General features: G+C 70.9%; 18 protein-coding genes. 11 read left to right on the top strand and 7 right to left on the bottom strand.

Going from position 1 to position 22,978, the window contains the following annotated elements:
• Positions 1 to 3 precede the first annotated feature (3 nt).
• The 4 genes from BFV98_RS13580 to rdgB all read left to right on the top strand — a co-directional run bounded on the left by BFV98_RS13580 (position 4) and on the right by rdgB (position 3,357).
• Complete coding sequence (locus BFV98_RS13580; RefSeq protein ID WP_013284359.1) at positions 4 to 969, top strand: PLP-dependent cysteine synthase family protein; 966 nt, start codon at positions 4 to 6, stop codon at positions 967 to 969.
• 225 nt (positions 970 to 1,194) lie between these two features.
• Positions 1,195 to 1,941 carry an MBL fold metallo-hydrolase gene (locus BFV98_RS13575; RefSeq protein ID WP_013284360.1) on the top strand — a complete coding sequence of 249 codons (747 nt, stop codon included), beginning with the start codon at positions 1,195 to 1,197 and terminating at the stop codon, positions 1,939 to 1,941.
• 73 nt (positions 1,942 to 2,014) lie between these two features.
• Positions 2,015 to 2,743, top strand: coding sequence for a ribonuclease PH (gene rph, locus BFV98_RS13570; protein WP_013284361.1), 729 nt, complete (start codon positions 2,015 to 2,017; stop codon positions 2,741 to 2,743).
• On the top strand, positions 2,740 to 3,357 hold the full coding sequence (rdgB, locus tag BFV98_RS13565) for an RdgB/HAM1 family non-canonical purine NTP pyrophosphatase (RefSeq protein WP_013284362.1): 618 nt from the start codon (positions 2,740 to 2,742) through the stop codon (positions 3,355 to 3,357). The genes rph and rdgB overlap by 4 nt, the downstream gene beginning before the upstream one ends.
• 66 nt (positions 3,358 to 3,423) lie before the next feature.
• On the opposite strand, the gene hutH is transcribed toward rdgB, so the two are convergent.
• Genes hutH through BFV98_RS13535 form a run of 6 tightly spaced genes read right to left on the bottom strand, consistent with a single transcriptional unit; the run spans position 3,424 to position 11,225 of the window.
• Positions 3,424 to 4,962 (bottom strand): histidine ammonia-lyase, encoded by a 1,539-nt coding sequence (hutH, locus tag BFV98_RS13560; RefSeq protein WP_071096540.1) that lies wholly within the window; start codon positions 4,960 to 4,962, stop codon positions 3,424 to 3,426.
• On the bottom strand, positions 4,959 to 6,128 hold the full coding sequence (hutI, locus tag BFV98_RS13555; protein ID WP_071096537.1) for an imidazolonepropionase: 1,170 nt from the start codon (positions 6,126 to 6,128) through the stop codon (positions 4,959 to 4,961). Before hutI ends, hutH begins: the two co-directional genes overlap by 4 nt.
• The gene (locus BFV98_RS13550) at positions 6,125 to 7,489 is read right to left on the bottom strand and encodes a formimidoylglutamate deiminase (protein WP_041799179.1); all 1,365 of its coding nucleotides are present in this window, start codon (positions 7,487 to 7,489) and stop codon (positions 6,125 to 6,127) included. Before BFV98_RS13550 ends, hutI begins: the two co-directional genes overlap by 4 nt.
• Entirely contained in the window at positions 7,486 to 8,706 is a 1,221-nt protein-coding gene (locus tag BFV98_RS13545) for an allantoate amidohydrolase (RefSeq protein WP_071096535.1), read from the bottom strand. Before BFV98_RS13545 ends, BFV98_RS13550 begins: the two co-directional genes overlap by 4 nt.
• Positions 8,707 to 8,717: 11 nt before the next feature.
• On the bottom strand, positions 8,718 to 10,367 hold the full coding sequence (gene hutU / locus BFV98_RS13540; RefSeq protein ID WP_030270267.1) for a urocanate hydratase: 1,650 nt from the start codon (positions 10,365 to 10,367) through the stop codon (positions 8,718 to 8,720).
• A gap of 12 nt (positions 10,368 to 10,379) precedes the next feature.
• Positions 10,380 to 11,225, bottom strand: coding sequence for a MurR/RpiR family transcriptional regulator (locus tag BFV98_RS13535; RefSeq protein ID WP_071096531.1), 846 nt, complete (start codon positions 11,223 to 11,225; stop codon positions 10,380 to 10,382).
• Between the two features lie 339 nt (positions 11,226 to 11,564).
• On the opposite strand from BFV98_RS13535, the gene BFV98_RS32265 reads away from it, so the two are divergent.
• From BFV98_RS32265 to BFV98_RS13500, 7 genes are all read left to right on the top strand, one after another.
• Complete coding sequence (locus tag BFV98_RS32265) at positions 11,565 to 12,764, top strand: hypothetical protein (protein ID WP_176921695.1); 1,200 nt, start codon at positions 11,565 to 11,567, stop codon at positions 12,762 to 12,764.
• Positions 12,765 to 12,781: 17 nt separating this feature from the next.
• Positions 12,782 to 13,771, top strand: coding sequence for an Ldh family oxidoreductase (locus BFV98_RS13525; RefSeq protein WP_176921694.1), 990 nt, complete (start codon positions 12,782 to 12,784; stop codon positions 13,769 to 13,771).
• Positions 13,772 to 13,793: 22 nt separating this feature from the next.
• Complete coding sequence (locus BFV98_RS13520) at positions 13,794 to 14,738, top strand: asparaginase (RefSeq protein WP_071096525.1); 945 nt, start codon at positions 13,794 to 13,796, stop codon at positions 14,736 to 14,738.
• The gene (locus tag BFV98_RS13515) at positions 14,732 to 17,227 is read left to right on the top strand and encodes a tetratricopeptide repeat protein (protein ID WP_071096523.1); all 2,496 of its coding nucleotides are present in this window, start codon (positions 14,732 to 14,734) and stop codon (positions 17,225 to 17,227) included. The genes BFV98_RS13520 and BFV98_RS13515 overlap by 7 nt, the downstream gene beginning before the upstream one ends.
• Positions 17,224 to 19,242, top strand: coding sequence for an NAD(P)-binding protein (locus BFV98_RS13510; protein WP_071096522.1), 2,019 nt, complete (start codon positions 17,224 to 17,226; stop codon positions 19,240 to 19,242). Before BFV98_RS13515 ends, BFV98_RS13510 begins: the two co-directional genes overlap by 4 nt.
• Complete coding sequence (locus tag BFV98_RS13505; protein WP_071096520.1) at positions 19,239 to 19,958, top strand: hypothetical protein; 720 nt, start codon at positions 19,239 to 19,241, stop codon at positions 19,956 to 19,958. The genes BFV98_RS13510 and BFV98_RS13505 overlap by 4 nt, the downstream gene beginning before the upstream one ends.
• A 68-nt stretch (positions 19,959 to 20,026) precedes the next feature.
• A complete protein-coding gene (locus BFV98_RS13500) occupies positions 20,027 to 21,229 on the top strand; it encodes a hypothetical protein (protein WP_013284369.1) in 1,203 nt (400 codons plus the stop codon).
• 15 nt (positions 21,230 to 21,244) lie between these two features.
• Here the strand turns inward: BFV98_RS13500 and BFV98_RS13495 are convergent, their stop codons facing one another.
• Positions 21,245 to 22,930, bottom strand: coding sequence for a glycosyltransferase family 39 protein (locus tag BFV98_RS13495; RefSeq protein WP_255368099.1), 1,686 nt, complete (start codon positions 22,928 to 22,930; stop codon positions 21,245 to 21,247).
• Positions 22,931 to 22,978 lie beyond the last annotated feature (48 nt).

Below are 22,978 nucleotides of genomic sequence, written 5' to 3'. Positions count from 1 at the left end.
GCGATGGCGCGGTACGACAGCCTGCTCGACGCCTGCGGCGGCACCCCGCTGGTCGGGTTGCCCCGGCTCTCGCCGACGGTTCCGGCCGGGGCGCCGCCGGTGCGGCTCTGGGCCAAGCTGGAGGACCGGAACCCGACCGGCAGCATCAAGGACCGCGCGGCCCTGTTCATGGTGCGCGCGGCCGAGGAGTCCGGCCGGCTGCGTCCGGGTGACACGATCCTGGAGCCGACGAGCGGCAACACCGGCATCTCGCTGGCCATGGTGGCGAAGCTGCGCGGCTACCGGCTGGTCTGCGTGATGCCGGAGAACGTCTCCACCGAGCGGGTGCAACTGCTCCGCATGTACGGCGCGGAGATCATCTTCTCGCCGGCGGCCGGCGGCTCGAACCAGGCGGTCGCGACCGCGAAGCAGATCTCCGCCGAGCACCCGGACTGGGTGATGCTCTACCAGTACGGCAACGAGGCGAACGCCCGGGCGCACTACGAGACGACGGGGCCGGAGCTGCTCCAGGATCTGCCGGGCATCACCCACTTCGTGGCCGGGCTGGGCACCACGGGAACGCTCATGGGCACCGGGCGCTACCTGCGGGAGAAGGTCGAGGGCATCCAGATCGTGGCGGCCGAGCCGCGCTACGGCGAGCTGGTCTACGGTCTGCGCAACATCGACGAGGGCTACGTGCCCGAGCTGTACGACGCCGGGGTGCTGTCCCGCCGCTTCTCCGTGGGCACCCGGGACGCGGTGCTGCGTACCCGGCAGCTCGTCGAGGTGGAGGGCATCTTCGCCGGGTTCTCCACCGGGGCCATCCTGCACGCCGCGCTCGCGGTGGCGCACGAGGCGGTCCGCGACGGCCGCCGCGCGGACGTGGCGTTCGTGGTCTGCGACGGCGGCTGGAAATACCTGTCGACCGGCGCGTACGGCGGCACCCTCGCCGACGCGGAGGAGGCCCTGGAGGGTCAGCTCTGGGCCTGACGGACCGATGGCCGGTCCGGTCGGTGGCGTGCCCGCCGGCCGGACCGCCGGTCTCGTCCGGAGCGGACGTGTATGGGTGTCACGTTGATGACAACTTCCGGCAGATGATTCTTGCTCGACCGGGGCGACGCGTAGGCTGCGCAGCGTGGCGAGCGCGTCGGTAGAGATCATCGGCGGAGCCGCCGCCGGCGCATCGACTACTCATGGTGAGATCGAGGCCACCGGATGAGACTGACCGTCCTCGGCTGCGCGGGCAGCTTCCCGGGGCCCGAATCGCCCTGTTCGGCCTATCTCATGGAAGCCGAGGGCTTCCGGCTTCTGATCGACTTCGGCGTGGGCTCGCTCTCCACGCTCCAGCGCTACGTCGGGCTGCACGCCCCCGACGCCATCCTCCTCACCCACCTGCACTGCGACCACATGTTCGACGCCGTGTCCTACGTGGTGGTACGCCGGTACGCTCCGGACGGGCCGTACCCGCCCCTGCCGATGTACGCCCCCTCCGGCGCGCCCGACCGGCTGGCCACCGCGTACGGGCAGGAGGAGGGCTCGGTGGAGGACGTCTACCAGTTCTACGGCCTCCAGCCGGGCACGTTTCCGATCGGCCCGTTCACCGTCACGGTCGACCGGATGAACCACCCGGTGGAGACGTACGGGGTGCGGCTGGAGCACGGCGGCCGGGTGTTCTGCTACTCCGCCGACACGGCGCCCTGTGAGGCGCTGCTGCGCCTGGCCCAGGACGCCGACGTGTTCCTCTGCGAGGCGAGCTACATGGACGGCGTGGAGAACCCGCCGGATCTGCACCTGACCGGCCGGGAAGCCGGCGAGGCGGCCACCAAGGCGGGGGTGGGACGCCTCCTGCTCACCCATCTCGTGCCCGCCTGGGGCAGCGAGTCGCAGACGGTGGAGGCGGCGGCCGGGGCGTACGCCGGGCCGCTGGACGTGGTCCGGCCCGGCGCCTGCTACGAGGTCTGAGCCCGGCGGCGGCCCTGTCGTGTCGGCGGGCACCCGCGGGCGGTGCGATCACCGCACCGCATAGGGTGCAGGCATGGCGCGACCTGACGGGCGGCAACCCGACCAACTCCGACCGGTGACCCTGACCCGGGGCTGGAGCACCCACCCGGAGGGCTCGGTGCTCGTCGAGTTCGGCGCGACCCGGGTCCTCTGCACGGCGAGCGTCACCGAAGGCGTGCCCCGCTGGCGCAAGGGCTCCGGGCTGGGCTGGGTGACCGCCGAGTACGCGATGCTGCCCCGTGCCACGAACACCCGCTCGGACCGGGAGAGCGTCCGCGGCAAGGTCGGCGGCCGGACCCACGAGATCTCCCGGCTGATCGGCCGCAGCCTGCGCGCCTGCGTCGATCTCAAGGCGCTCGGCGAGAACTCGATCGTGCTGGACTGCGACGTGCTCCAAGCCGACGGCGGTACCCGTACCGCCGCGATCACCGGTGCCTACGTCGCGCTGCACGACGCGGTGACCTGGCTGGCCGAGCGCAAGGCGCTGGCCGGCAAGGTGGAGAAGGTGATGCACCGCTCGGTGGCCGCGGTGAGCGTCGGCGTGATCGGCGGCGAGCCGATGCTCGACCTCTGCTACGCCGAGGACGTCACCGCCGAGGTCGACATGAACGTGGTCTGCACCGGCACCGGCGACTTCGTCGAGGTGCAGGGCACCGGTGAGGCGGGTGTCTTCGCCCGCGACCAGCTCGACGCGCTGCTCGACCTGGGCGTGGCGGGCTGCCTGGAACTGGCCGACGCGCAGCGGAAGGCGCTCTCGTCATGAACAAGGTCCTGCTCGCCACCCGGAACCGGAAGAAGCTGGTCGAACTCCAGCGGATCCTGGACGGCGCGCTCGGCGCGCACCGGATCGCCCTGCTCGGCCTCGACGACGTCGAGGAGTACCCGGAGCTGCCCGAGACCGGCCTCACGTTCGGCGAGAACGCGCTGATCAAGGCGCGGGAGGGCTGCCGGCGTACCGGCCTGCCGACCATCGCCGACGACTCCGGGCTGGCGGTGGACGCCCTCAACGGCATGCCGGGTGTGTTCAGCGCCCGCTGGTCCGGGGGGCACGGCGACGACCGGGCCAACCTCCAGCTCGTGCTGGACCAGGTCGCCGACGTGCCGGACGAGCACCGGGGCGCCGCGTTCGTCTGCACCGTCGCGCTGGTGCTGCCCGGCGGCAAGGAGCACCTGGTCGACGGCCGCCAGTCCGGCCGGCTGCTGCGCGCGCCGCGCGGCGACGGCGGCTTCGGCTACGACCCGATCTTCCTGGGCGACGGGCAGGAGCGCACCAACGCGGAGCTGACGCCCGAGGAGAAGGACGCGGTCAGCCACCGTGGCAAGGCGCTGCGGGAACTGGCCAAGCTGGTCGCGAAGGTGCTTCCACCCGCCGCCTGACCCGCCCCCACCGGGCACCCGGCCGCAGCGCCGACCGGGCACCCGAAGAACGCCGGACCGGCCCGCTCAGGCGAGCGGGCCGATCTCCCGTTCGATCGCCGCGCGCAGCTCCGGGCCGCGTACCACCTCGCGCGCGGCCTCCATCAGCGGCGCGAGGAACACGTCCGGTCCCGGCTCGCCGATGGTGCGGCCGAGCGTGTCGAGCGCCGCCCGTCCGGCCGGTGACGGCGTCAGCGGCGCGCGGAGCTGGAGTCCGCGTACGGCCGCCAGCAGCTCCACCGCGAGCAGGCTGGTCAGGTTGTCCAGCACGGTGCGCAGCTTCTTGGTGGCCGCCCAGCCCATCGAGACGTGGTCCTCCTGCATGCCACTGGTGGGCAGCGAGTCGACCGAGGCGGGCGCGGCCAGCCGGCGGTTCTCCGCCACGATCCCGGCGGCGGTGTACTGGGCGATCATCAGGCCCGAGTTCACCCCGGCGTCCGGCGACAGGAACGCGGGCAGTTCCCGGGAACGGGTGACGTCCAGCAGCCGGTCCACCCGGCGCTCGGCGATGGCGCCCACCTCGGCGGCGGCGATGGCGAGGTAGTCGGCGGCGAAGCCGAGCGGCGCGCCGTGGAAGTTCCCGGTCGACTCGACCCGCCCGTCCGGCAGCACCACCGGGTTGTCCACCACCGACAGCAGCTCCCGGCCGGCCACCACCTCGACGAAGTCGAGCGTGTCCCGGGCCGCGCCGGCGACCTGCGGGGCGCAGCGCATCGAGTACGCGTCCTGCACCGCGTGCGCCAGGTCGTCGCGGTGCGAGTCCATCACCGCCGAGCCCTGCAACAGCCGGTGGATGTTCGCCGCCGACGCGGCCTGACCGGGATGCGGGCGGATCGCGTGCAGCTCGGGCAGGAACGGCCGCTCCGAGCCGAGCATCGCCTCGATGGCCAGCGCCGCCGTCACGTCCGCCATGGCGAACAGGTGCCGGGCGTCGGAGACGGCGAGCAGCAGCATGCCGAGCATGCCGTCGGTGCCGTTGATCAGCGCCAGCCCTTCCTTGGCGGCGAGTGACACCGGCTTCAGCCCGACCCGGCGCAGCGCGTCGGCGGCCGGGAGGCGGTCACCGGCCGGGCCGAGCACCCAGCCCTCACCGAGCAGCACCAGCGCGCAGTGCGCCAGCGGCGCCAGGTCGCCGGACGCGCCGAGCGAGCCGTGCTCGGGCACCCACGGGGTGACCTCGTGGTTGAGCAGGTCCACGAGCGCCTCGGCGACCAGCGGACGGACCCCGGAGCGGCCGAGCGCCAGCGAGCGGACCCGCAGCAGCATCATGGCGCGTACCACCTCGCGCGGCATCGGCGCGCCCACCCCGGCGGCGTGCGAGCGGATCAGCGCGTGCTGAAGCTCGGCCCGGCGCTCCGGGGCGACGAACGTGTTGGCGAGGGCACCGAAGCCGGTGGAGACGCCGTACACCGGGCGGCCGGCCGCCTCGATGCGGTCCACGATGGACCGGGAGGTCGCCATCGCCTCGGTGGCGGCCGGGTCGAGCACGACCTTGGCGGTGCCGCGGGCCACCGCGAGCACGTCGGCGGCTGTGACGCCGGTGGACAGGATGGTCACTGTGGTCATCGCGGTACTCCGTTGTGCAGGACCTGGCGGATCAGTGGCACGCCCGGCCGGTAGGCCAGGTGCAGGTGGGACGGGGCGTCGAGGACGATCAGGTCGGCCCGCGCCCCGGGGGTCAGCCGCCCCACGTCGGTGCGGCGCAGCGCCGCCGCCCCGCCGGCGGTCGCGGCCCACACCGCCTCCGCCGGGGTCATCCGCATCTCGCGTACGGCGAGCGCGACGCAGAACGGCATCGACGACGTGTACGACGAGCCGGGGTTGCAGTCGGTGGCGAGCGCGACTGTGACGCCCGCGTCGAGCAGCCGCCGGGCGTCCGGGTACGGCGACCGGGTGGAGAACTCGGCGCCGGGCAGCAGTGTGGCGACAGTCTCCGAGCCGGCCAGCGCGTCGATGTCGGCGTCGGTCAGGTGGGTGCAGTGGTCGACGCTGGCCGCGCCCATCTCCACGCCGAGCCGGACGCCCGGCCCGGGACCGAGCTGGTTGGCGTGCAGCCGTACGCCCAGACCGGCGGCCTGCCCGCAGGCGAGGATCGCGCGGGCGTGGTCGGCGTCGAACGCGCCCCGCTCGCAGAACACGTCGATCCAGCGGGCGTACGGCGCGGCGGCGGCGAGCATCGGCCCGCACACCAGGCCCACGTAGTCGTCCGGGCGGTCGGCGTACTCGGCCGGGACCACGTGCGCGCCGAGGAACGTGGTGTCGCCTGTGAACTCGGCGGCGATCCGCAGTGAGCGGGCCTCGTCGGCGACGTTCAGGCCGTACCCGCTCTTGATCTCGACGGTGGTGGTGCCCTGCCGCAGCATCTCCGCGTGCAGCCTGCCCACTGTGGCGCGCAGGTCGTCGTCGGAGGCCGCGCGGGTGGCGCCGACTGTGGTCCTGATGCCGCCGCCGGTGTAGGGCTCGCCGGCCATCCGGGCGGCGAACTCGGCGGCCCGGTCCCCGGCGAAGACCAGGTGGGCGTGGCTGTCCACGAAGCCGGGCAGCACCGCGGCGCCACCGGCGTCGATCCGCCGGTCGGCGGCCGGCGCGTGCCGGGCCGGACCGGTCCAGGCCACCTCGCCGTCGGAGATGAGCAGCGCGGCGTCGCGGCGGATGCCGAGCGGGTCGCCGTCGCGGCCGTCGTTGGTGACCAGCTCGCCGATGTGGTCGACGAGCAGGCTGCCGCGCGTCACGAGTCCTCCTTCGCGGTCACCGCCGCGATCGCGTCCCGCAGCTCGGTGGGTACGTCCACGGTCAGGTGCCGGCCGCCGTCCACCACGGGCCGGCCGTCCACCACGACGCTCGTCACGTCCGCGGCGGTGGCGGCGAAGAACGCGCCGACCGGCGGCACCCCGGCGGTGCGGGCGCTGTCGAGCCGTACCGTGACCAGGTCGGCCCGCTGCCCGACGGCGAGCCGGCCGGCGTCGCCCCAGCCCAGCGCGGCGTGCCCGCCGACGGTGGCGGCGGTGAGCAGCTCGGCCGGCGTGAAGTGCCCCCGCCTGCGGGTACGCAGTCGCTCGTCCATCTCCAGCGCGCGGGCCTCCTCGAACAGGTCCACCACGGCGTGACTGTCGCTGCCCAGGCTCAGCGGGCTGCCCGCGTCGGCCATCCGGCGTACCGGGCCGACCCCGTCGGCCAGGTCGCGTTCGGTGGTGGGGCAGACGCAGACCCGGGTACGGCTGTCGCCGAGCAGCGCCACGTCGGCGGCGGTCGGGTGGGTGGCGTGCACGGCTGTGGTGTGCGGGCCGAGCACGCCGTGGTCGGCCAGCAGCCGCGTCGGGGTGCACCCGTGCACGGCCCGGCAGGCGTCGTTCTCGGCCGGCTGCTCGGACAGGTGCACGTGCAGCGGCAGTCCGTTGCGGTCGGCCCAGCCGGCCACCGTGGCGAGCTGCCCGGCCGGGACCGCGCGCACCGAGTGGATGGCCGCGCCGAGCCGGACGTGGTCGTCGGACGGGCGGAACGCGTCCACCCGCTCCGCCCAGCGCAGCGCGTCGCCGTCGCCGAACCGGCGCTGCGGCCCGGCCAGCGGCGCACCGTCCACGCCCCCGGCCAGGTACGCGGTGTCCAGCAGCGTGAGCCGGATCCCGGCGTGCGCGGCGGCCTCCACGAGCGCGGCGGACATGGCGTTCGGGTCGTCGTACGGGGTGCCGCCGGGACCGTGGTGCAGGTAGTGGAACTCGCCCACGCAGGTGATCCCGGCCAGCGCCATCTCCGCGTACACGGCGCGGGCCAGCGCCAGGTAGGAATCGGGGTCGAGCCGGATCGCGACGGCGTACATCAGGCTGCGCCAGGACCAGAAGTCGCCGCGCCCGTCGTGGGTGCGCCCGCGCAGCGCCCGGTGGAACGCGTGCGAGTGAGCGTTTGCCAGGCCGGGCACCGTCAGGCCGGGCAGCCGGACCGCGTCGCCGAGCACCTCGACCCCGGCGGTCGGCGGACCGTCCACGGTCAGCGGGGTGACCGCGGTGAGCCGCCCGTCGGTCGCCTCGATCAGCACGTCCCGGGTGGGCTCGGCGCGGTCGGGCAGCCAGGCGTACTCGGCCAGCCAGCGGGTCAGCGGCATGCCAGCTCCTCCAGCACCCGGGCCAGGGCGGCCACCCCGGCGGCGCAGTCGGCGTCGGTGGCCGCCTCGGCGGGGGAGTGCGACACCCCGGTCGGGTTGCGCACGAACAGCATCGCGGTGGGCAGGTGCGCCGCCAGCACGCCCGCGTCGTGCCCGGCGCCGGTGGGCAGCACCGGCGCGTCGAGCAGCGCGGCCAGCCGGTCGGCCAGCCCGCGGTCGAACGCGACGAGCGGGGTCGCCGACTCCTGCGTGCAGGTCAGCGCGGTGCCGTCGCGGCCGGCCCGGTCGGCGGCCTTGGTGCGTACCGCCTCGACCAGACCGTACAGCGTCTCCGCCTCGGCCGCCCGCGCGTCCAGCCAGCCGGTGACCCGGGACGGGATCGCGTTCGTGGCGTTCGGCTCGACCGACACCCGGCCGACTGTGGCGTGCGCGTCGCGCAGCCGGGCCTCCTTGTTCGCCGCCAGCACAGTGAACGCGTAGGTGAGCATCGGGTCGCGGCGGTCGGCCATCCGTGTCGTACCCGCGTGGTTGCCCTCGCCGGTGAAGTCGAACCGCCACCGGCCGTGCGGCCAGATCGCGGAGGCCACCGCGACCGGCGCGTCCAGGTCGACCAGCGCGCGGCCCTGCTCGACGTGCAGCTCCACGAAGGCCGCGAAGCGGCCAAGCAGCGCCGGGTCGGCGCCCGCCGGCCGCTCGCCGAGCGCCTCGGCGAAGGTCGTCCCGGCCTGGTCGCGCAGCCCGGCCGCGCGGTCGACGTCGATCTCGCCGGTGAGCAGCCGAGACCCCAGGCAGGGTACGCCGAACCGCGCGCCCTCCTCCTCCACGAACGCGGCCACCACCACCGGCCGGTCCGGGGTGACGCCCGCGGCCCGCAGCTCGTCCACGGCGAGGAGCGCGCTGACGATGCCGAGCGGACCGTCGTACGCGCCGCCGTGCGGCACCGAGTCGAAGTGGCTGCCGGTGAGCACGGCGCCGCCGGTCTCGGGGTCGCCCCACCAGGCGAACAGGTTGCCGTTGCCGTCCTGTTGAACCGGCATCCCGCGGGCGTCGGCCTGGTTGTGGAACCACTCCCGCAGCCGCAGCTCCGGTTCGGTCAGTGCGTAGCGCAGGTAGCCGCTGCTGCCCTCGTCGCGCCCGATCGGCGCGATCTCGTCCCACAGCTTCCGGAACCCGTTAGGAAGGGACCCTTCCTCTACCGAATGCGTTAACAAGGGGCCCTTCCTTACGCTTCGGTCATCGGGACGCGGACGCCGGTGCGCCCGGCGACCTCGCGGGCGTCGTCGTAGCCGGCGTCGACGTGCCGGATCACGCCCATCGCCGGGTCGTTGGTGAGCACCCGCTCGATCTTCTGCCCGGCCAGGGCGCTGCCGTCGGCCACGCAGACCTGCCCGGCGTGGATGGACCGGCCGATACCGACGCCGCCGCCGTGGTGGATGGACACCCAGGACGCGCCGCTGGCGGTGTTGACGAGCGCGTTCAGCAGCGGCCAGTCGGCGATCGCGTCGGAGCCGTCGGCCATCGCCTCGGTCTCCCGGTAGGGGCTGGCCACGCTGCCGCAGTCGAGGTGGTCCCGGCCGATCACCACCGGCGCGCTCAGCTCGCCGGAGGCCACCATCTCGTTGAACCGCACCCCGGCGCGGTCACGTTCGCCGTAGCCGAGCCAGCAGATCCGCGCCGGCAGGCCCTGGAACGCGACCCGCTCGCCGGCCATCCGGATCCACCGGGCGAGGGACTCGTTCTCCGGGAACAGGTCGAGGATGGCCCGGTCGGTGGCGGCGATGTCCTTCGGGTCGCCGGAGAGCGCGGCCCAGCGGAACGGGCCCTTGCCCTCGCAGAACAGCGGCCGGATGTATGCGGGCACGAACCCGGGGAAGTCGAACGCCCGCTCGTATCCGCCGAGCTCGGCCTCGCCCCGGATCGAGTTGCCGTAGTCGAAGACCTCCGCGCCCGCGTCGAGGAAGCCGACCATCGCCTCCACGTGCTTCGCCATCGACGCCCGCGCCCGGTCGGTGAACTCGGCCGGCTCGGCCGCCGCGTAGTCCCGCGCGTCGCCGAGGTCCACGCCCTCCGGCACGTAGGACAGCGGGTCGTGCGCGCTGGTCTGGTCGGTCACGATGTCGATGGCCACGCCCCGGCGCAGCAGCTCGGGGAAGACGGTGGCGGCGTTGCCGACCACCCCGACGCTCAGGGCCCGCCGGTCCCGCTTCGCGGCGAGCGCCCGCTCGACCGCGTCGTCAAGCGAGTCGGCGATCTCGTCGAGGTAGCGGTCGTGCGCCCGCCGCTCCAGCCGGGACCGGTCCACGTCCACGATCAGGCAGGCGCCGCCGTTCATGGTGACCGCGAGCGGCTGCGCGCCGCCCATGCCGCCGCACCCGGCGGTGAGCGTCAGCGTGCCGGCGAGCGTGCCGCCGAAGCGCTTCTCGGCGACAGCGGCGAACGTCTCGTACGTGCCCTGGAGGATGCCCTGGGTGCCGATGTAGATCCAGGACCCGGCCGTCATCTGCCCGTACATGGTCAGGCCCAGCGACTCCAGGCGGCGGAACTCCGGCCAGGTGGCCCAGTCGCCGACCAGGTTGGAGTTGGCCAGCAGCACGCGCGGCGCCCACTCGTGGGTGCGCATCACCCCGACCGGGCGGCCCGACTGCACGAGCATCGTCTCGTCGTCGCGCAGCTCGGTCAGCGTCCGCACCAGCGCGTGGTACGACGGCCAGTCCCGGGCCGCCTTGCCGGTGCCCCCGTAGACCACCAGGTCCTCGGGGCGCTCGGCCACCTCCGGGTCGAGATTGTTCATCAGCATCCGCAGGGCGGCCTCCTGGGGCCACCCCTTCGCGGTGCGTGCGGTGCCGCGGGCGGCGCGGACGGGCTGGTGCATCTCGTACTCCTCTCAGCCGAGGAACAACTGGCGGCGGGCGGCGGACGACTCGAACGCCTCGAGCCGGTTCTGGGTCTCGGCCGGCGCGGCGTCGCAGATCGCCTGGAGCACCACCATGGCCAGCGTCATCGGGGCGGTGTGCAGATCGAAGACCAGGTCGGCGCCGACGGCGGCGGGCAGCACCACCTCGGCGTGCTCGGTGGCCGGGCTCACCGGCGAGTCGGTGATCGCCACGACCGTCAGCCCGGCGTCCCGGGCCTCGCGCAGCGCGTCGAGGGTCTCGCGGGGGTAGCGGGGCAGCACGAACGCCAGCATCGCCGTCGCGCCGGCCGCGACCGCCTGGTCCAGGCGGTCGACCAGCATGCTGCCGCCGTCGTCGAGCACCCGCACGTCCGGGTGCACCTTGGCGGCGAAGTACGCGAAGTACGCGGCGAGCGGCGCGGCGGCGCGCAGCCCGAGCACCGGCAGCGGACGGCTGGCCGCGAGCAGCTTCCCCACCTCGGCGACCCGGCCGGCGTCGGCGAGCTGTGCGGCGAGCCGGTCGAGATTGTCCCGCTCGGCGTGCACCGCCCGTTGCAGGGCGTTGCCGGCGGCCGGTCCGGCCGACCCGGTGACAGTCAGTTCCCGCAGGCGTCGGCGCAGCGCGGGGTAGCCGTCGTGCCCGAGCGCCATGGCGAACCGGGTCACCGACGGCTGGCTGACGCCTGCCAGCTCGGCCACCTCGGCGGCGGACAGGTACGCCGCCGCGCCCGCGTGCCGCACCAGGCAGTGGGCGATGCGGCGCTGGGTCGGGGTGAGCCGTACGCCGTGGAAGAGGTCGAGCAGGCGGTCGGGGGCGGCCGCACTGCTTTCATTCACCCCGCGACTCTATGCATGAAAACTTTCAGCGCGCAAGGGGTGGGAGGAGTGCGGAGATCGTTGGCGGGTCGGCTCCGGGCGCGCCCTCACGCCCTCCACGATCCGCTACCACATTGCGTGTCGAGCGCAAATTGCCTGTGTGGATGTTTGCTGTGGACAGACCTTTACGAGGCGATGCATGATTGTTCGAAATCGACGCTCTTACGACCTACTTCATTACCGGCGACGTAGGATACGGTGGCTTCTGTCGAGCCGGTGTGAACCCATGTTGTCGCCCGGCTTCGGCGGGACCGTCGGACGACAGGGATTGGCGGCTCAGCGGTGCGAGCATGGGCGCAGATGCGTGCGGAAGGCCTGGCGTTGGCCGATGAATACGTGAAATCCCATGCGTTCCTCCACGATGACACCTGGCTCGATCTCGAAGGCGACCGGGACGAGGTGAGTGGGCATCCGTTGCTCCTGCCGGAAGCCCCACTGGTACTCACGTCGAAGGCGGCCCCCGTCTTTCCAGACAGAGGAGGAAAGATTTCGCCGGCGGTGGTGCGGATGCCTCCGGACGCCAGGTCGCCGCTGGCGCAACTGTCGGAATCCGAAGAAGAAATTGACCGTCTGGCCGCGGCGCTGGCGATGAACAGGCTCGACATTTCCGCATTCTACGCCGATCGAGTCGAACTCGAGGAAATCAGAAAAGCGGTCGAGCGGAGAGGGGGGAAATGTGCGATCCACCCGTCGCCGGAGCATTATCGCCGTCATGAAGATCACCGTTTCAACCTTGGCGCGCTCGCCGCGGCTGCCGACTGTTGGCCCCGTACGCGGGTCTGCTGGAGTGCTGATCAGGTAGCAGATGCCTTCGATGATTTCGGGCCTGCCGTCTTCTGCAAGAAGCGCGATTCCCGCACGGCACGTGTCACGACCCGGGGGCAGTTGGAGTTATATTCCGCGACCGAGGGTTACCCACTCGTCGTGCAGGAGGGGGTAGCCGCCCGATCCTCGCCGGTCTTCCACTGGATCACGTTTAACGGGGTGCGGCGTCCCCTATTCGTCCTGCGGCAGATCCTGCACCAGGCTCACCACGCCGGCAACGTATACGAGCCTGAGTACGAGAAGCACATCGTCAGTCGCTTCGCCGACGTGATGCGCAGATGCCTCGAACTGCTCCCCCTCGACTGGGTGGGCTTCGCGGGAGTCGACCTGATCGAGACCGCGAACGGCGCCGACCTCATTCCGATCGACCTAAATGCCAGGTTCAACTCCTCCACGATACCGTTCCTGTCCGTGCTCGGGCCCAACCGGGGAAGGGTCCGTGCTGGGCATGGAGCCGTCGTCTACCTACGACATGAGACGTCCTTCCGGCCCGCTCACCTGAAGGCCATGGCTGAGACGGTCTCACCGGTCGTCGCCGAGTCGACGACATGGTTCGGGGAAAGCCCAGGGCAACGAGAGCAAGTCATCTTCTCGCTCACCGAGTCTGCCGACTCTCCGTCGTCGGTCGTCCGATCAATGCGCGGCATCGTCGCAGCGGCGGGATGCCATCAGTGACAAAGAAGGGTTTCTTGATGAAGGTCTCACCGGCGCGCCTCCACGGGAGCACCGTTTCCTATCTGTGCGAGCTGGGGCTCGGCACCGAGGATGCCGTGCTCATCGCCGATCACCTCGTTGACGCCGAGTGCGCGGGCTACCCGTCGCACGGACTGATGAGACTTACCGGCATCAAGGCGGTGTCGTCCGGGTTCGGAAGAGTGGCCGAGCCCCGGGTCGTAGCGACGGGCGGCGGCATCAAGCTGTACGAAGCCGATGGACAACTCGGGATCGTGGCGATGAGCCGGGCCATCGAAGTCGCCATCGCCGAGGCCGACGAGAATAACCTGGTCATGGTCGGGGTTCGGGGCTACGTCGGCACGACCGGTATGATCGGCGCTTATGCGCGGCGAGCTGCCGCGAACGGCCTCGTAGCGCTGATCATGTGCCATTCGGAGTACGCCGTCGCGCCACACGGCGGTCGACGCGCCATCCTGGGGACCAATCCCATCGCCATCGGCATTCCGTCCGAGACCACTCCCTTCGTGGCCGACCTGGCGACCTCCGCGTGGTCGTACGGCGACCTCAGGGTTGCCATGCGGGAAGGTCGGACGGTCCCCGAAGGCGTCGTGCAGACGGTCGACGGACGCCCGTCGACCGATCCGAACGACGCGGACAACGGCAGTCAACTGCCCATGGCGGGCCACAAAGGCTACGCCCTCGGCCTCGCCGTCGAGATTCTCTGCGGCGCGTTCGTCGGCGGAAAGATCGGTCGTGATGCGGCGCCTGGCGGTGATGCGGCGCTGGCCATCGTGTTCCGGGAGGACGCCATCCAACCGAAGGCCACCGTGGAAAGTGCGATCTCCGCGCTCCTGGCCGAGGTCAAGTCGGCTCCGCTGGCGTATGGGTTCGACGCAATCAGGGTGCCCGGCGAAGGTTCGGACAGTAACCGGAGGAAGGTCGCAGAAGCGGGATTCCTCGACGTCGACGACAACCTCCTCGACTCTCTCGGTCTGACGATCGCATAGCGGGACGACGACGAGTGTGGCAATGACCGAAAACTGCCCCACGCTGGCATTCACCACCAGGTGCGGAGTGCGTGAAGTCTCGCATCGGGGCACCATCGCCATTGTTCGGGACGACCGGATGATCGTCGTCGGAAACGCTTCCGTGCCGGTGCCATTGCGCAGTTGCGGCAAACCATTCCAACTGGCCGTGCTGCTCCGCGAGGCGCTGCGGCGAGGGGAGTTCTCGGATGAAGAAGTCGCGCTGATGGCGAGTTCGCACAACGGAGAGCAGGAGCACACGACGGTACTGACCCGGATGCTCTCAGCGAACGGCATTTCCGAATCTGACCTGGAATGCGGGACACATCATCCCTACCGCGACTGGGTGGTCGAGAAGCCGCTCACCAACAACTGTTCCGGCAAGCACGTTTCGATGTTGCTGGCGTGCGTGCACTCCGGCACGAGAGTGCGGAACTACTCGCATCAGGACCATCCGGTTCAGAAAATGGTCGTGGACGGTGTCCGATCGATGTTGGACGCACCGGACGCCGCTTCGGGGCTGGACGGGTGCGGCGTTCCCACTCTTGCGGTGCCCCTGCTGGGAATAGCGAGGGGATACCGGATGCTCGCCGAGGCCGCGAGCGATGAACTGGGGACGATCCGAGACGCGTACCTGAACGCCCCCTTCTACATCGGTGGCACGGACCGGATCGAGACGCATCTGATCCGCAGGTACGCGTTTGTGGCGAAGTCGGGGTCCGACGGAGTGTGGGCTGCGGCGTTGCCGGCCAGTGGGACCGGGGTTGCCGTGAAGATATCGAGCGGGAGCGAAAACGCGGCCGCGGCCGTCATGGTCGCGGTACTGGAGCGGCTAGGGGTTCTGAACCGTGACAAGGATCCCGATATCAGGAGGCTGCTCGACTGGCATGTCCTGACCTGCCAGGGTGCCGTCGCGGGTGATCTCGTGGTGGAGCTTCCGGAATGGTGACTGTTGAGATCCCTCGGACGGCCGTCGTGCACGACGCCGTCCAATACCTCAGTCAACCGACCGACACCAGTGGTCCCACGCTGATCGGCCTGGTGGGCGAAGGTGGGATCGGGAAAACCGTCATCGCCGGGATGGTGCACGACCACTTGCAGGAAGCAGGTCGCCGGTGCGCCTTCGTTCGTCTAGACCAGACCACCAACCGATCGCCGCTCGGCATGCTCGGCACGATCGCACGTCAGCTGAGTCGAGCTCATTTCCGTCCTTTCCTGCGCGCCGTGTCGGAATACCAGGGGAAGGACGATCTGCTGCGGCGGCGCGAGTTCGAGGACGTGGTCGGCGTGTTCGCCGACCGGATGCGCGCCCTAGTCGAGGACGACGCGCCGGTCTTCGTCGGCATCGACAACCTCGATGTGGTCGGCCAGGACTTCCGAAGGTGGATGTACGAGACGCTGGCGGCCATCGGGCCCGAGATGAGGCTGTACGTTACGACGCGCCACCCGAGCTATGTCGACGTGGGTCGTATCTTGCGGGTTCGCCCTTTGACACGCACGGACATCGAAAGCCTTTGCGGGCAGGCCGCCGGGATCGACGATCAGGAGGCCGTGGACCGGGTCCTGCAACTCACGCACGCGAACCCGCTGCTTGCCGCGACCCTAGTGCAGGCCACGACCGACGACATGAACGCTGACCTGCTGTCGTCGCACGACTTCGGAGCCGCCTTCGCGAAGCTGTTCGGCAGGTTGTCGGACGACGAGCAGCATCTGCTGAGCATGCTCGTGCTGGCCCGGGCGCGATTCACGATCGCCATGATGGAGGCCGCGTCCGAAACCGGGGACATCTCGACGGGCGCCTACCACCGGGTCCAGCGCCTGCCGTTTGTCAACTCCTACGACTCATCGGCTGGCCTTCGCCTCCACGACGCGGTCGTCCCCTACATCGCTGAGCTGTCGAGGTTGGACCAAGAGGCACAGCGCCAGACACTGCTGCGCCTGGTCGAGGACTATTACGACGTCCGGTTGATGAACGCGACGGATCGTGGTGAGCGCAGGATTCTGGTCAGCGAGAGGCTCGGGTGTCTGGTGCGCGCCGACGCGGCCGGGGCCATCGACGACCTCGTCCGTGAGGTGCGGGACTCGATCGAGCGGTTCGACTTCGATCAGGTCGAGTCGCTTCTGGGCACGATCGATCGCGACGGCCTGCCCGAGAGTCACGACGTGACCATCTCCCTGCTCCGGGTCGAGGCGATGATCGCGAGGTTCGACACCCCCTCGGCGGCCCGGATGCTCGACGACGTCGGCGTCCGGCTTAGGCGGTTGGTCAGCAGGGTGGCTACGGCCGAGTGGCTGAGGTTGCGGGCCCGATGCGTCTCAAATCCGGTGCCCGTTCCGCACGGCGACATCTTCGAGGCGATCCAACTGTTGCGGGAGGCGGTCGAGGCGGCGCGAATGGCAGGCTCACGGCATCTGCTCGACAAAGCCCGGTTCGACCTCGCCCGCGCGCTGAGGTCTGTCGGGCGAAACCTCGAAGCACTGTCGCTCTACGAGTCGATCCGGCAAGAAGCCGAGTCCGTGGGACAGTTCGTGTTGGCGGTTAGGTGCCTGGAGGAGGCTTCGCAGACCTACCGGCTGATGCAGGATCTCGAGCGTGCCCGAGCCACACTCGAAGACTCCTACCGCCTGCGGGTAGAACACAACATCACGGTGGGCAAGGGAGTCGCCGACTACTACTCGGCGAACACCTACCGCGACACGGGCGACTTCGTTTCGGCGAGACGACGCTACGGCGCCGCCGAGGCGTTCTTCAGGGAGGCGGGAGACGACAACAACCGTTGCGCGCTCTATGCCGACTGGGCCTGGCTCGAATATCTGGACGGCGCGAACGACACCGCGCGCGACTTGCAGTCCCAATCGTTCGAACTGGCCTCCACCTATCGGTTTGGCGCGGAGTTGGCCGAGCACTGGCACACCATGTACCACCTGGAAAGAGATGCCGGCAACACCGGTCTGGCCTACTCATATCTGGAGAACGGGCTGTCGGAGGCCAAGCGGTCGAACAACATGTACATGATTCTCGATTGCCTGATGCACACCGCCCAGCGCGCCCTGGCTGAGCACGAGTATGCCAAGATCGACGAGTGCCTCGCTGAGATCGAGGCCTACGAGCTTCGGGGCTGCGGGATCCACGTCTTTCGCGGCCGGACGCTCATGGTGCTCGGTGACGCAAAGTTCATTGAAGGACGGTTGAACGAGGCATATGCCGCCTGGCGCGACGGTCTCGTGATCGTAGCCAAGTTCGGCAACTCACGGTCGAACGTCGAGCTGTTCGACGACATCCTCGCAACTCGGCGCGCGAACATCCTCAGCGTGATCGTCGATCTCGGCTACCAGGACACGCTCCGGGCGCAGTGGAGCTCGGAAGGGCTTGACGCCGGGTTCGTGGAGGTCATCAGAATCTGCGACGAGGCGGCTCAGATGGTGGCACGCCCATGAACACGGAGGAAGCCGCTGCGGTGCTATCGCCGCTTACGGTCGGGCCGGTCGTGTTCAAGAACCGGGTGGTGGTCACGGCACACACGTACGGCCTGATCGATGGCACGCCCGTCGGCGACGATGCGATGCATGCATATGTCAGGGCACGACTGCACGGGGGAGCGGGAGCGCTCATCATCGGCGAGACGGCCATTTGTAAGGGTGCCGAGCATCGCAGCGCCTGGGGGGCTGCCACCAGCGACGACAGCATCGCGCGCCTTTACGACCTGCTGGCCCCCGTGCAGTCCGAAACCGGTGGTCACATCCTGGAGCAACTCTACGATTCCGGCGGCCAGGTCTGGCACGAGGAAGGGCGGGTCGCGTTCGCTCCCTCGGGCATCCCCCACGCCAGGTCGTACGTGATGCCGGTCGGGCTGGGACGCGGTGACATCCGCGAGATTGTCGGTCAGTTTCGGCTGGCTGCGCGGCGCGTCGCCGGCAGCGGGCTGACTGGGGTCGAGCTGAAGTGCGACCAGGGCAAGCTTCATCACCAGTTCCTCTCGCGCCGGTACAATCTTCGGTCCGATGGCTACGGGGGAAATCTCACCCGCAGACTCCGCTTGACGATCGAGACGCTTCGGTCGATACGAGAGGCGCTGCCGCACGGTGTGGTCGGCGTCCGCCTTCCCGCCCTGCAGCCGGAGTCCGAGGGCACCGGCCTGCCGGTCGAGTTCTCCGAGGCGGAATGGTTCGATCTCATCTCCTCGTTGTCCGCTTCGGGTCTGGTCGACTACGTCTCGCTGAGTGCGGCGACCAATTCGTCCGCCTGGGGGTACTGGCAGGGGCACCCGGACGAAAGCCTCCCCATTGCCACGCTCGCGGCACAGGGCTCGCTCGCCAAGGGCCTCTCGTCGGTACCGGTACTCATCGCGGGCAACATCCTGACGATGCAGGACGCCGACGCCGTTGTGACATCGGGGTCGGCGGACCTGGTCGGTATGACGCGTGCGCACATCGCAGACCCGGAACTGGTCTCCAGGTATGCCCGTGGCATCCAGCACACCACGAGGCCGTGCATCAGCTGCAATCAGGGTTGTGTGGGCAACACCTGGTACGGCCGTCCCGTCCGGTGCACGGTCAACGCCAGGTCCGGCCGCGAACACCTCTACCTCTCGCCGCGACCGCGCGCCGTGGTGCGACGAGTGCTCGTGATAGGCGGTGGTCCATGCGGCCTGGAATTCGCGCGTGTCGCGGGTACGCGCGGCCATCAGGTCTCGTTGGTCGAGAAAAACCCGATGCTGGGCGGCCAGATGCTCGCCGGCTCAGACCTGCCCTTCCGACGTCGGTTCGAACTCGGCGTCTCGTACCTGGTCGACTCGGTCCGACGGCTCCCGAACGTCAGCGTTACGACGGACATCCGGTTCGACGAGACGCAGCTCGACGAGATGGAGCCTGACGTCGTGGTGGTGGCGTCCGGGGTGAACTTCCGGATACCCGAGGCACTCACCGACGATGCGCGGGCGATGAGCCACGCGGACGCGATGACCAGGGATGATTGGGCGAACCAGCGGGTGCTGGTGGTCGACGGCGAGAGACACCTCGACGCACTGGGCATCGCCGAATGGATCCTCGGCAGGGGCGCCAGCGTGCCGTGGGTCGCCACACCCTTTGACGCGCCCGGTCTTGGGATGGACCCGGTGACCCTCACCTCGAGGCTGAGCCGGCTCCGCGACGCCGGGGTCGACTTCTTGACCTGGACGGAGGTGCTGCGGTCGTCCGCTGGCGACCTTGCCCTGTACGACCAGGTCACGAATCGGCTCCGTGTGCTCGATGACATCGATCGCATTGTCTTCGTGGTCAACGGCCTGCCCGACCTCGGTCTCGTCGCCTCGGTGCGGCAGTTGAGCGCCCAGCGGGGACTGACCGCACCTCTGGTGCTGGGTGACGCGTTGGCGCCGCGGGGCTTGGAGGTCGCCATCCGAGAGGCATACGACGCTGCGGTAGCAGTCGGTCGTGAGAAGAGAGGACCACGATGACCAACGACGAATTAAGGCGCGATGGCGACCGGCCGGATCCGGGCGACGGTGGTGTCGCCGCGGTGGGCGCGGTGGCCCTGGCAACCGACCTCGCGGCAAACGTGCTCGGCGCGTCGGTCGCGCTCCAGGGATCCGCGGTGGCGGCGATCCTCGGCGCCGCTGCGGTTCCGGTGGTGCAACGCGCCGCGACGGCTGTGGTCGAAAGGCGCGCGGCATCGTTCGGCGAGCGACTTCGCAGGCGCGGTGTGTCCGCGGAGGACGTGCTCAGGGCCGTCACCGAGGACCCACGAGCGTACGACCTCTTCCGGACCGCGCTGGCCGCGGCGACCGACACCGAGCACGAGGCCAAGCGCGCCCTGCTGGCCGATGTTCTCGCCAGCGGCATCCTTACCGCCGACGGGGCGGCCGCGGCGTACGCGCGCCGCGTGATCCACACGGTCAGCCGGATCGACGCGTTGGAGATCCTTCTCCTCGACGCCGTCGAGGACGCCGCCGAGCAGGCTATCGGCGGCTCCGGCGGCCGGGGCGGGGTGAGTATGGTTTCGATCAGGTCGATCATGGACGGGGCTCGCCAGGACATGCTGGATGCCGGCATGGCAGTGCTGCTCGCCGAAGGCCTTTTGGCCGTGGCGGATGCTTCGGGCACTGGCTGGCGGGTCAGCGATTACGGCCGGCGCGTGCTGCGCGAGATCCGTTTGATCGATGAGGAGGGCTGAGCTGCCGCAGAAAAGGGCGGGCACGCCTTCTGTACTATCCGCACGGCGGGTGAGCAGAGGAGTGGGGCATGCAGCCGGAAGGTCCGTACAGGTTCACCGAGGTGCTGGGCGAGTGCCAGGTCGGCAGGGCCTGGGCCGCACTCGACGGGCAGGACCGCGCGCTGACCGTGGCGGTTCTGGACGGCGCCGCAGCCGGTGACCAGCGCTGGCGCGAGGCGTTCACCAACGCGGCGAACGTGCTGGCCCAGACGCCCGGCGGCCACCGGTACGTCAACTCCGACTTCGCCGCCGGCCAGCCCTGGGTGGCGTACCCGTCCGAAGAGGACGGCGCGGCCGAGCGGCTGTTCCGCAGCCTGGGCATGGACTACCAGCGCACCGCCACCGCCGAGATCCTCCCGCCGCCCCCGCCGGTGTCCGCGCCGCCGCAGCAGGTCTCGTCCCCGCCGCAGTTGCCGTGGAGCCCGCAGCCGTGGGCGATGACGCCGCAGCAGCCGGTCTCCGGCGCGCCCGTCTCGTCCGGCGCGCCGGTGTCACCCGGCATGCCGGTGTCGCCGGGCATGCCGGTGCCGGCGATCCCGGCCCAGGCCACCGCCCCGGATCCGCTCGTGCCGACCGGCGGTCCCCGGATCGCACCGGTCGCCCGCCCGCCCAAGAGCCGTACCGGCCTGTGGATCGGAGGTCTGGTCATGGCGGCGGTGCTGGCCGGCGGCGCCGGTCTGCTCGCCGGACGGTCGCTCGCCGACGGTGGCGAACCGTCCACTCCGGCGGCCAGCGCCTCCCCGGCGCTCTACGAGGCCACCCAGCAGTCGCTGAACAAGGCGAAGTTCGACGCCACGCTCATGCCGATCGCCGAGCCGTGGCTCGACGGGGTGGGCGGTTGCGCGATCAACACCGAGAAGAGCGGCCCCGGGCTCGCCGCGGGCGAGAAGCAGCACGTCTTCTGCCGCTACCTGGGCGTGTCGGTGCACTTCGCCGAGTACGAGTCGGCCGAGAAGAAGGAGGCGGCGCGCGCCTTCCGCCAGCAGATGGGCATCATCGGCCGAGCGCTCGCACCGGGTATGCGGGAGGCCGGCCCGGCCACCGGCGGCGTCAGCGGGGCGCAGGGCAGCTACGTCGAGTACGCCGGCAACGGCCAGGACGGCCGCCCGGTCTGCGGCATCTGGTGGGGCCGCGACGACAACACGAGCGCGATCTACATGGAGACGCCGTGCGGCGCCGGGCTCGGCGGCAACTGGGACGCCCTGCGCGACCTCTGGCAGCGGCACAGCTAGGACGCCGCGCGCCCGCTAGCGGACGCGGGCGCCGTTCGGCGGCGGCACCAGGCAGACGTCGCTGCCCTTGGTGACGCCCGCGGCCAGGTCGAAGCGGACCACGCGCGCCCCGCTGAACTGCCGCTCGGTGACCGCCACGCCGCTGCCGCCGAGCCGGACGATGACGTCCCGGTTCGCCCCGTCGGCCCAGTCGGTGGCCTGGAACAGCCAGACCCGGGATCGTCCGGGCAGCAACGCCGACACGGTCCGCCCCGGGCACCCGCCGGGGCCGGCCGCGACCACATAGGCGTCCGCTGCCGGGCCGTACCACGCCTGGGCGTTCCACGAGACCGTGGTGGCCAGCACCAGGTCACCCGGGCGGCGTTTGTCGTCCAGGTAGCCCAGCGCGCCCCGGTAGTCGACAGCGTTCGCGCCGCCGCCCTGGGCGAAGGCCCGCGCCGGATGCACAGTCGCCACCACTGCGGTGGCCAGCTGCGGAACGGCGAGCGCGAGCAGGAGCACCACCCCGACCACCCACCTGATCCGGGCGGGCAGGCCGGCCCGCATCGGTGGCGGTGCGACGGCGAGCGCGGCGAGCAGCAGGCAAGCCGGCACCGCGTAGAGCGCCAGCCGGCCGTTGAACGGGTAGACCGACACGGCCGCGCCGGCCAGCCCCGCCGCCAGCGGGGTGAGCAGAACCAGCACCGCCACAGTGGAGAGCCGGCGCAGCCCGGCGGCCGCGCCCAGCACCAGCAGCGGTACGACGACCCACGCCGACCAGGCCACGAACGGCACTGTGGCGAGACTCCGGTACGTCGCCGCGAGCCATTCCACTGTGGCGGTCAGGTCGGTGAGCGAGTGCGCCGGATAGATCGACTTTGCCCGCCAGTACGCGGCGAGCTGCGGATCGGCGAGTCCCGGCGCCAGGAACAGCACGTACACCACAAGCGCGACCACGCCCCAGGCCGGCGCCGGGGCGAGGAACCGGCCCAGTTCACGCCACCTGCTCGCCCACTGCCGATCCGGGCGGGACAGCGCGTACCCGCCCAGCAGCACACCGAGCGCGCCGGTGACCGGAATGGACAGGGTGCTGACGAACGCCATGACCGCCGTGGTCGACCAGAACACCGCCGACCCGGCCCAGGTGACGCCGTCCCGGACGAGCAGCAACGCCAGCCCGACCACGAGCGTGACGCCGAACGCCTCGGCGCTGTACTGCTTCAGCTCGTTGGAGTAGCCGATGAGGAACGGTGCGACGGCGACCAGCAGCAACGCCGCCAGCGCGGCGAGCGGCGGCAGGAGTGCCCGGCCGAGCCACGCCACGAGCGGCAGCAGCGCCAGCCCGAACAGCAGCGGCACCAGCCGCAGCGCCCGCTCACCGTCGCCGAACTGCTCGAACGCGAACCGTTCCAGCCACAGCCAGCCGGGCGGCGCCGACTGGCTGAACGCCAGCGGCTGCAACAGGTCCAGGTAGCCGCGCTCCCGGATGTTGTGCGCCACGTACAGTTCGTCGCTCCAGAAGCTGCGCGCGTACGCCCACTGCCGGATCCGCAGCACGGCGCCCAGCGCGACGAGCAGGCCCGCGACGGACCAGTACGGGGACCGGCTCAGCCGGTCCCACGCGAGCGCGACGAGCGCCACCGGCGTGCCCGGCCGCGACGGCACCGGCGTCGCCGACGCGGGCGCCATCGAGGGGGAGAAGGCCGGGCGTGTCACGGACACGGCGAGACGGTATCAAAGCGTCATTCACGTCAGCGGCCCCGCGACCGG

This window comes from Micromonospora sp. WMMB235 (assembly GCF_001855515.1).
In the GTDB taxonomy this organism is placed as follows: domain Bacteria; phylum Actinomycetota; class Actinomycetes; order Mycobacteriales; family Micromonosporaceae; genus Micromonospora; species Micromonospora aurantiaca.
The sequence above is the reverse complement of the archived record's forward strand: the minus strand, read 5'-3'. Positions and strand labels throughout refer to the sequence as shown.

What these genes read in the sequence shown, in the direction of transcription:
- BFV98_RS13580 (WP_013284359.1), top strand. Translation starts at nt 4, where the DNA reads ATGGCGCGGTACGACAGCCTGCTCGACGCCTGCGGCGGCACCCCGCTG.
- BFV98_RS13575 (WP_013284360.1), top strand. Translation starts at nt 1,195, where the DNA reads ATGAGACTGACCGTCCTCGGCTGCGCGGGCAGCTTCCCGGGGCCCGAA.
- rph (WP_013284361.1), top strand. Translation starts at nt 2,015, where the DNA reads ATGGCGCGACCTGACGGGCGGCAACCCGACCAACTCCGACCGGTGACC.
- rdgB (WP_013284362.1), top strand. Translation starts at nt 2,740, where the DNA reads ATGAACAAGGTCCTGCTCGCCACCCGGAACCGGAAGAAGCTGGTCGAA.
- hutH (WP_071096540.1), bottom strand. Translation starts at nt 4,962, where the DNA reads ATGACCACAGTGACCATCCTGTCCACCGGCGTCACAGCCGCCGACGTG.
- hutU (WP_030270267.1), bottom strand. Translation starts at nt 10,367, where the DNA reads ATGCACCAGCCCGTCCGCGCCGCCCGCGGCACCGCACGCACCGCGAAG.
- BFV98_RS32265 (WP_176921695.1), top strand. Translation starts at nt 11,565, where the DNA reads ATGCGTGCGGAAGGCCTGGCGTTGGCCGATGAATACGTGAAATCCCAT.
- BFV98_RS13525 (WP_176921694.1), top strand. Translation starts at nt 12,782, where the DNA reads ATGAAGGTCTCACCGGCGCGCCTCCACGGGAGCACCGTTTCCTATCTG.
- BFV98_RS13520 (WP_071096525.1), top strand. Translation starts at nt 13,794, where the DNA reads ATGACCGAAAACTGCCCCACGCTGGCATTCACCACCAGGTGCGGAGTG.
- BFV98_RS13515 (WP_071096523.1), top strand. Translation starts at nt 14,732, where the DNA reads ATGGTGACTGTTGAGATCCCTCGGACGGCCGTCGTGCACGACGCCGTC.
- BFV98_RS13510 (WP_071096522.1), top strand. Translation starts at nt 17,224, where the DNA reads ATGAACACGGAGGAAGCCGCTGCGGTGCTATCGCCGCTTACGGTCGGG.
- BFV98_RS13505 (WP_071096520.1), top strand. Translation starts at nt 19,239, where the DNA reads ATGACCAACGACGAATTAAGGCGCGATGGCGACCGGCCGGATCCGGGC.
- BFV98_RS13500 (WP_013284369.1), top strand. Translation starts at nt 20,027, where the DNA reads ATGCAGCCGGAAGGTCCGTACAGGTTCACCGAGGTGCTGGGCGAGTGC.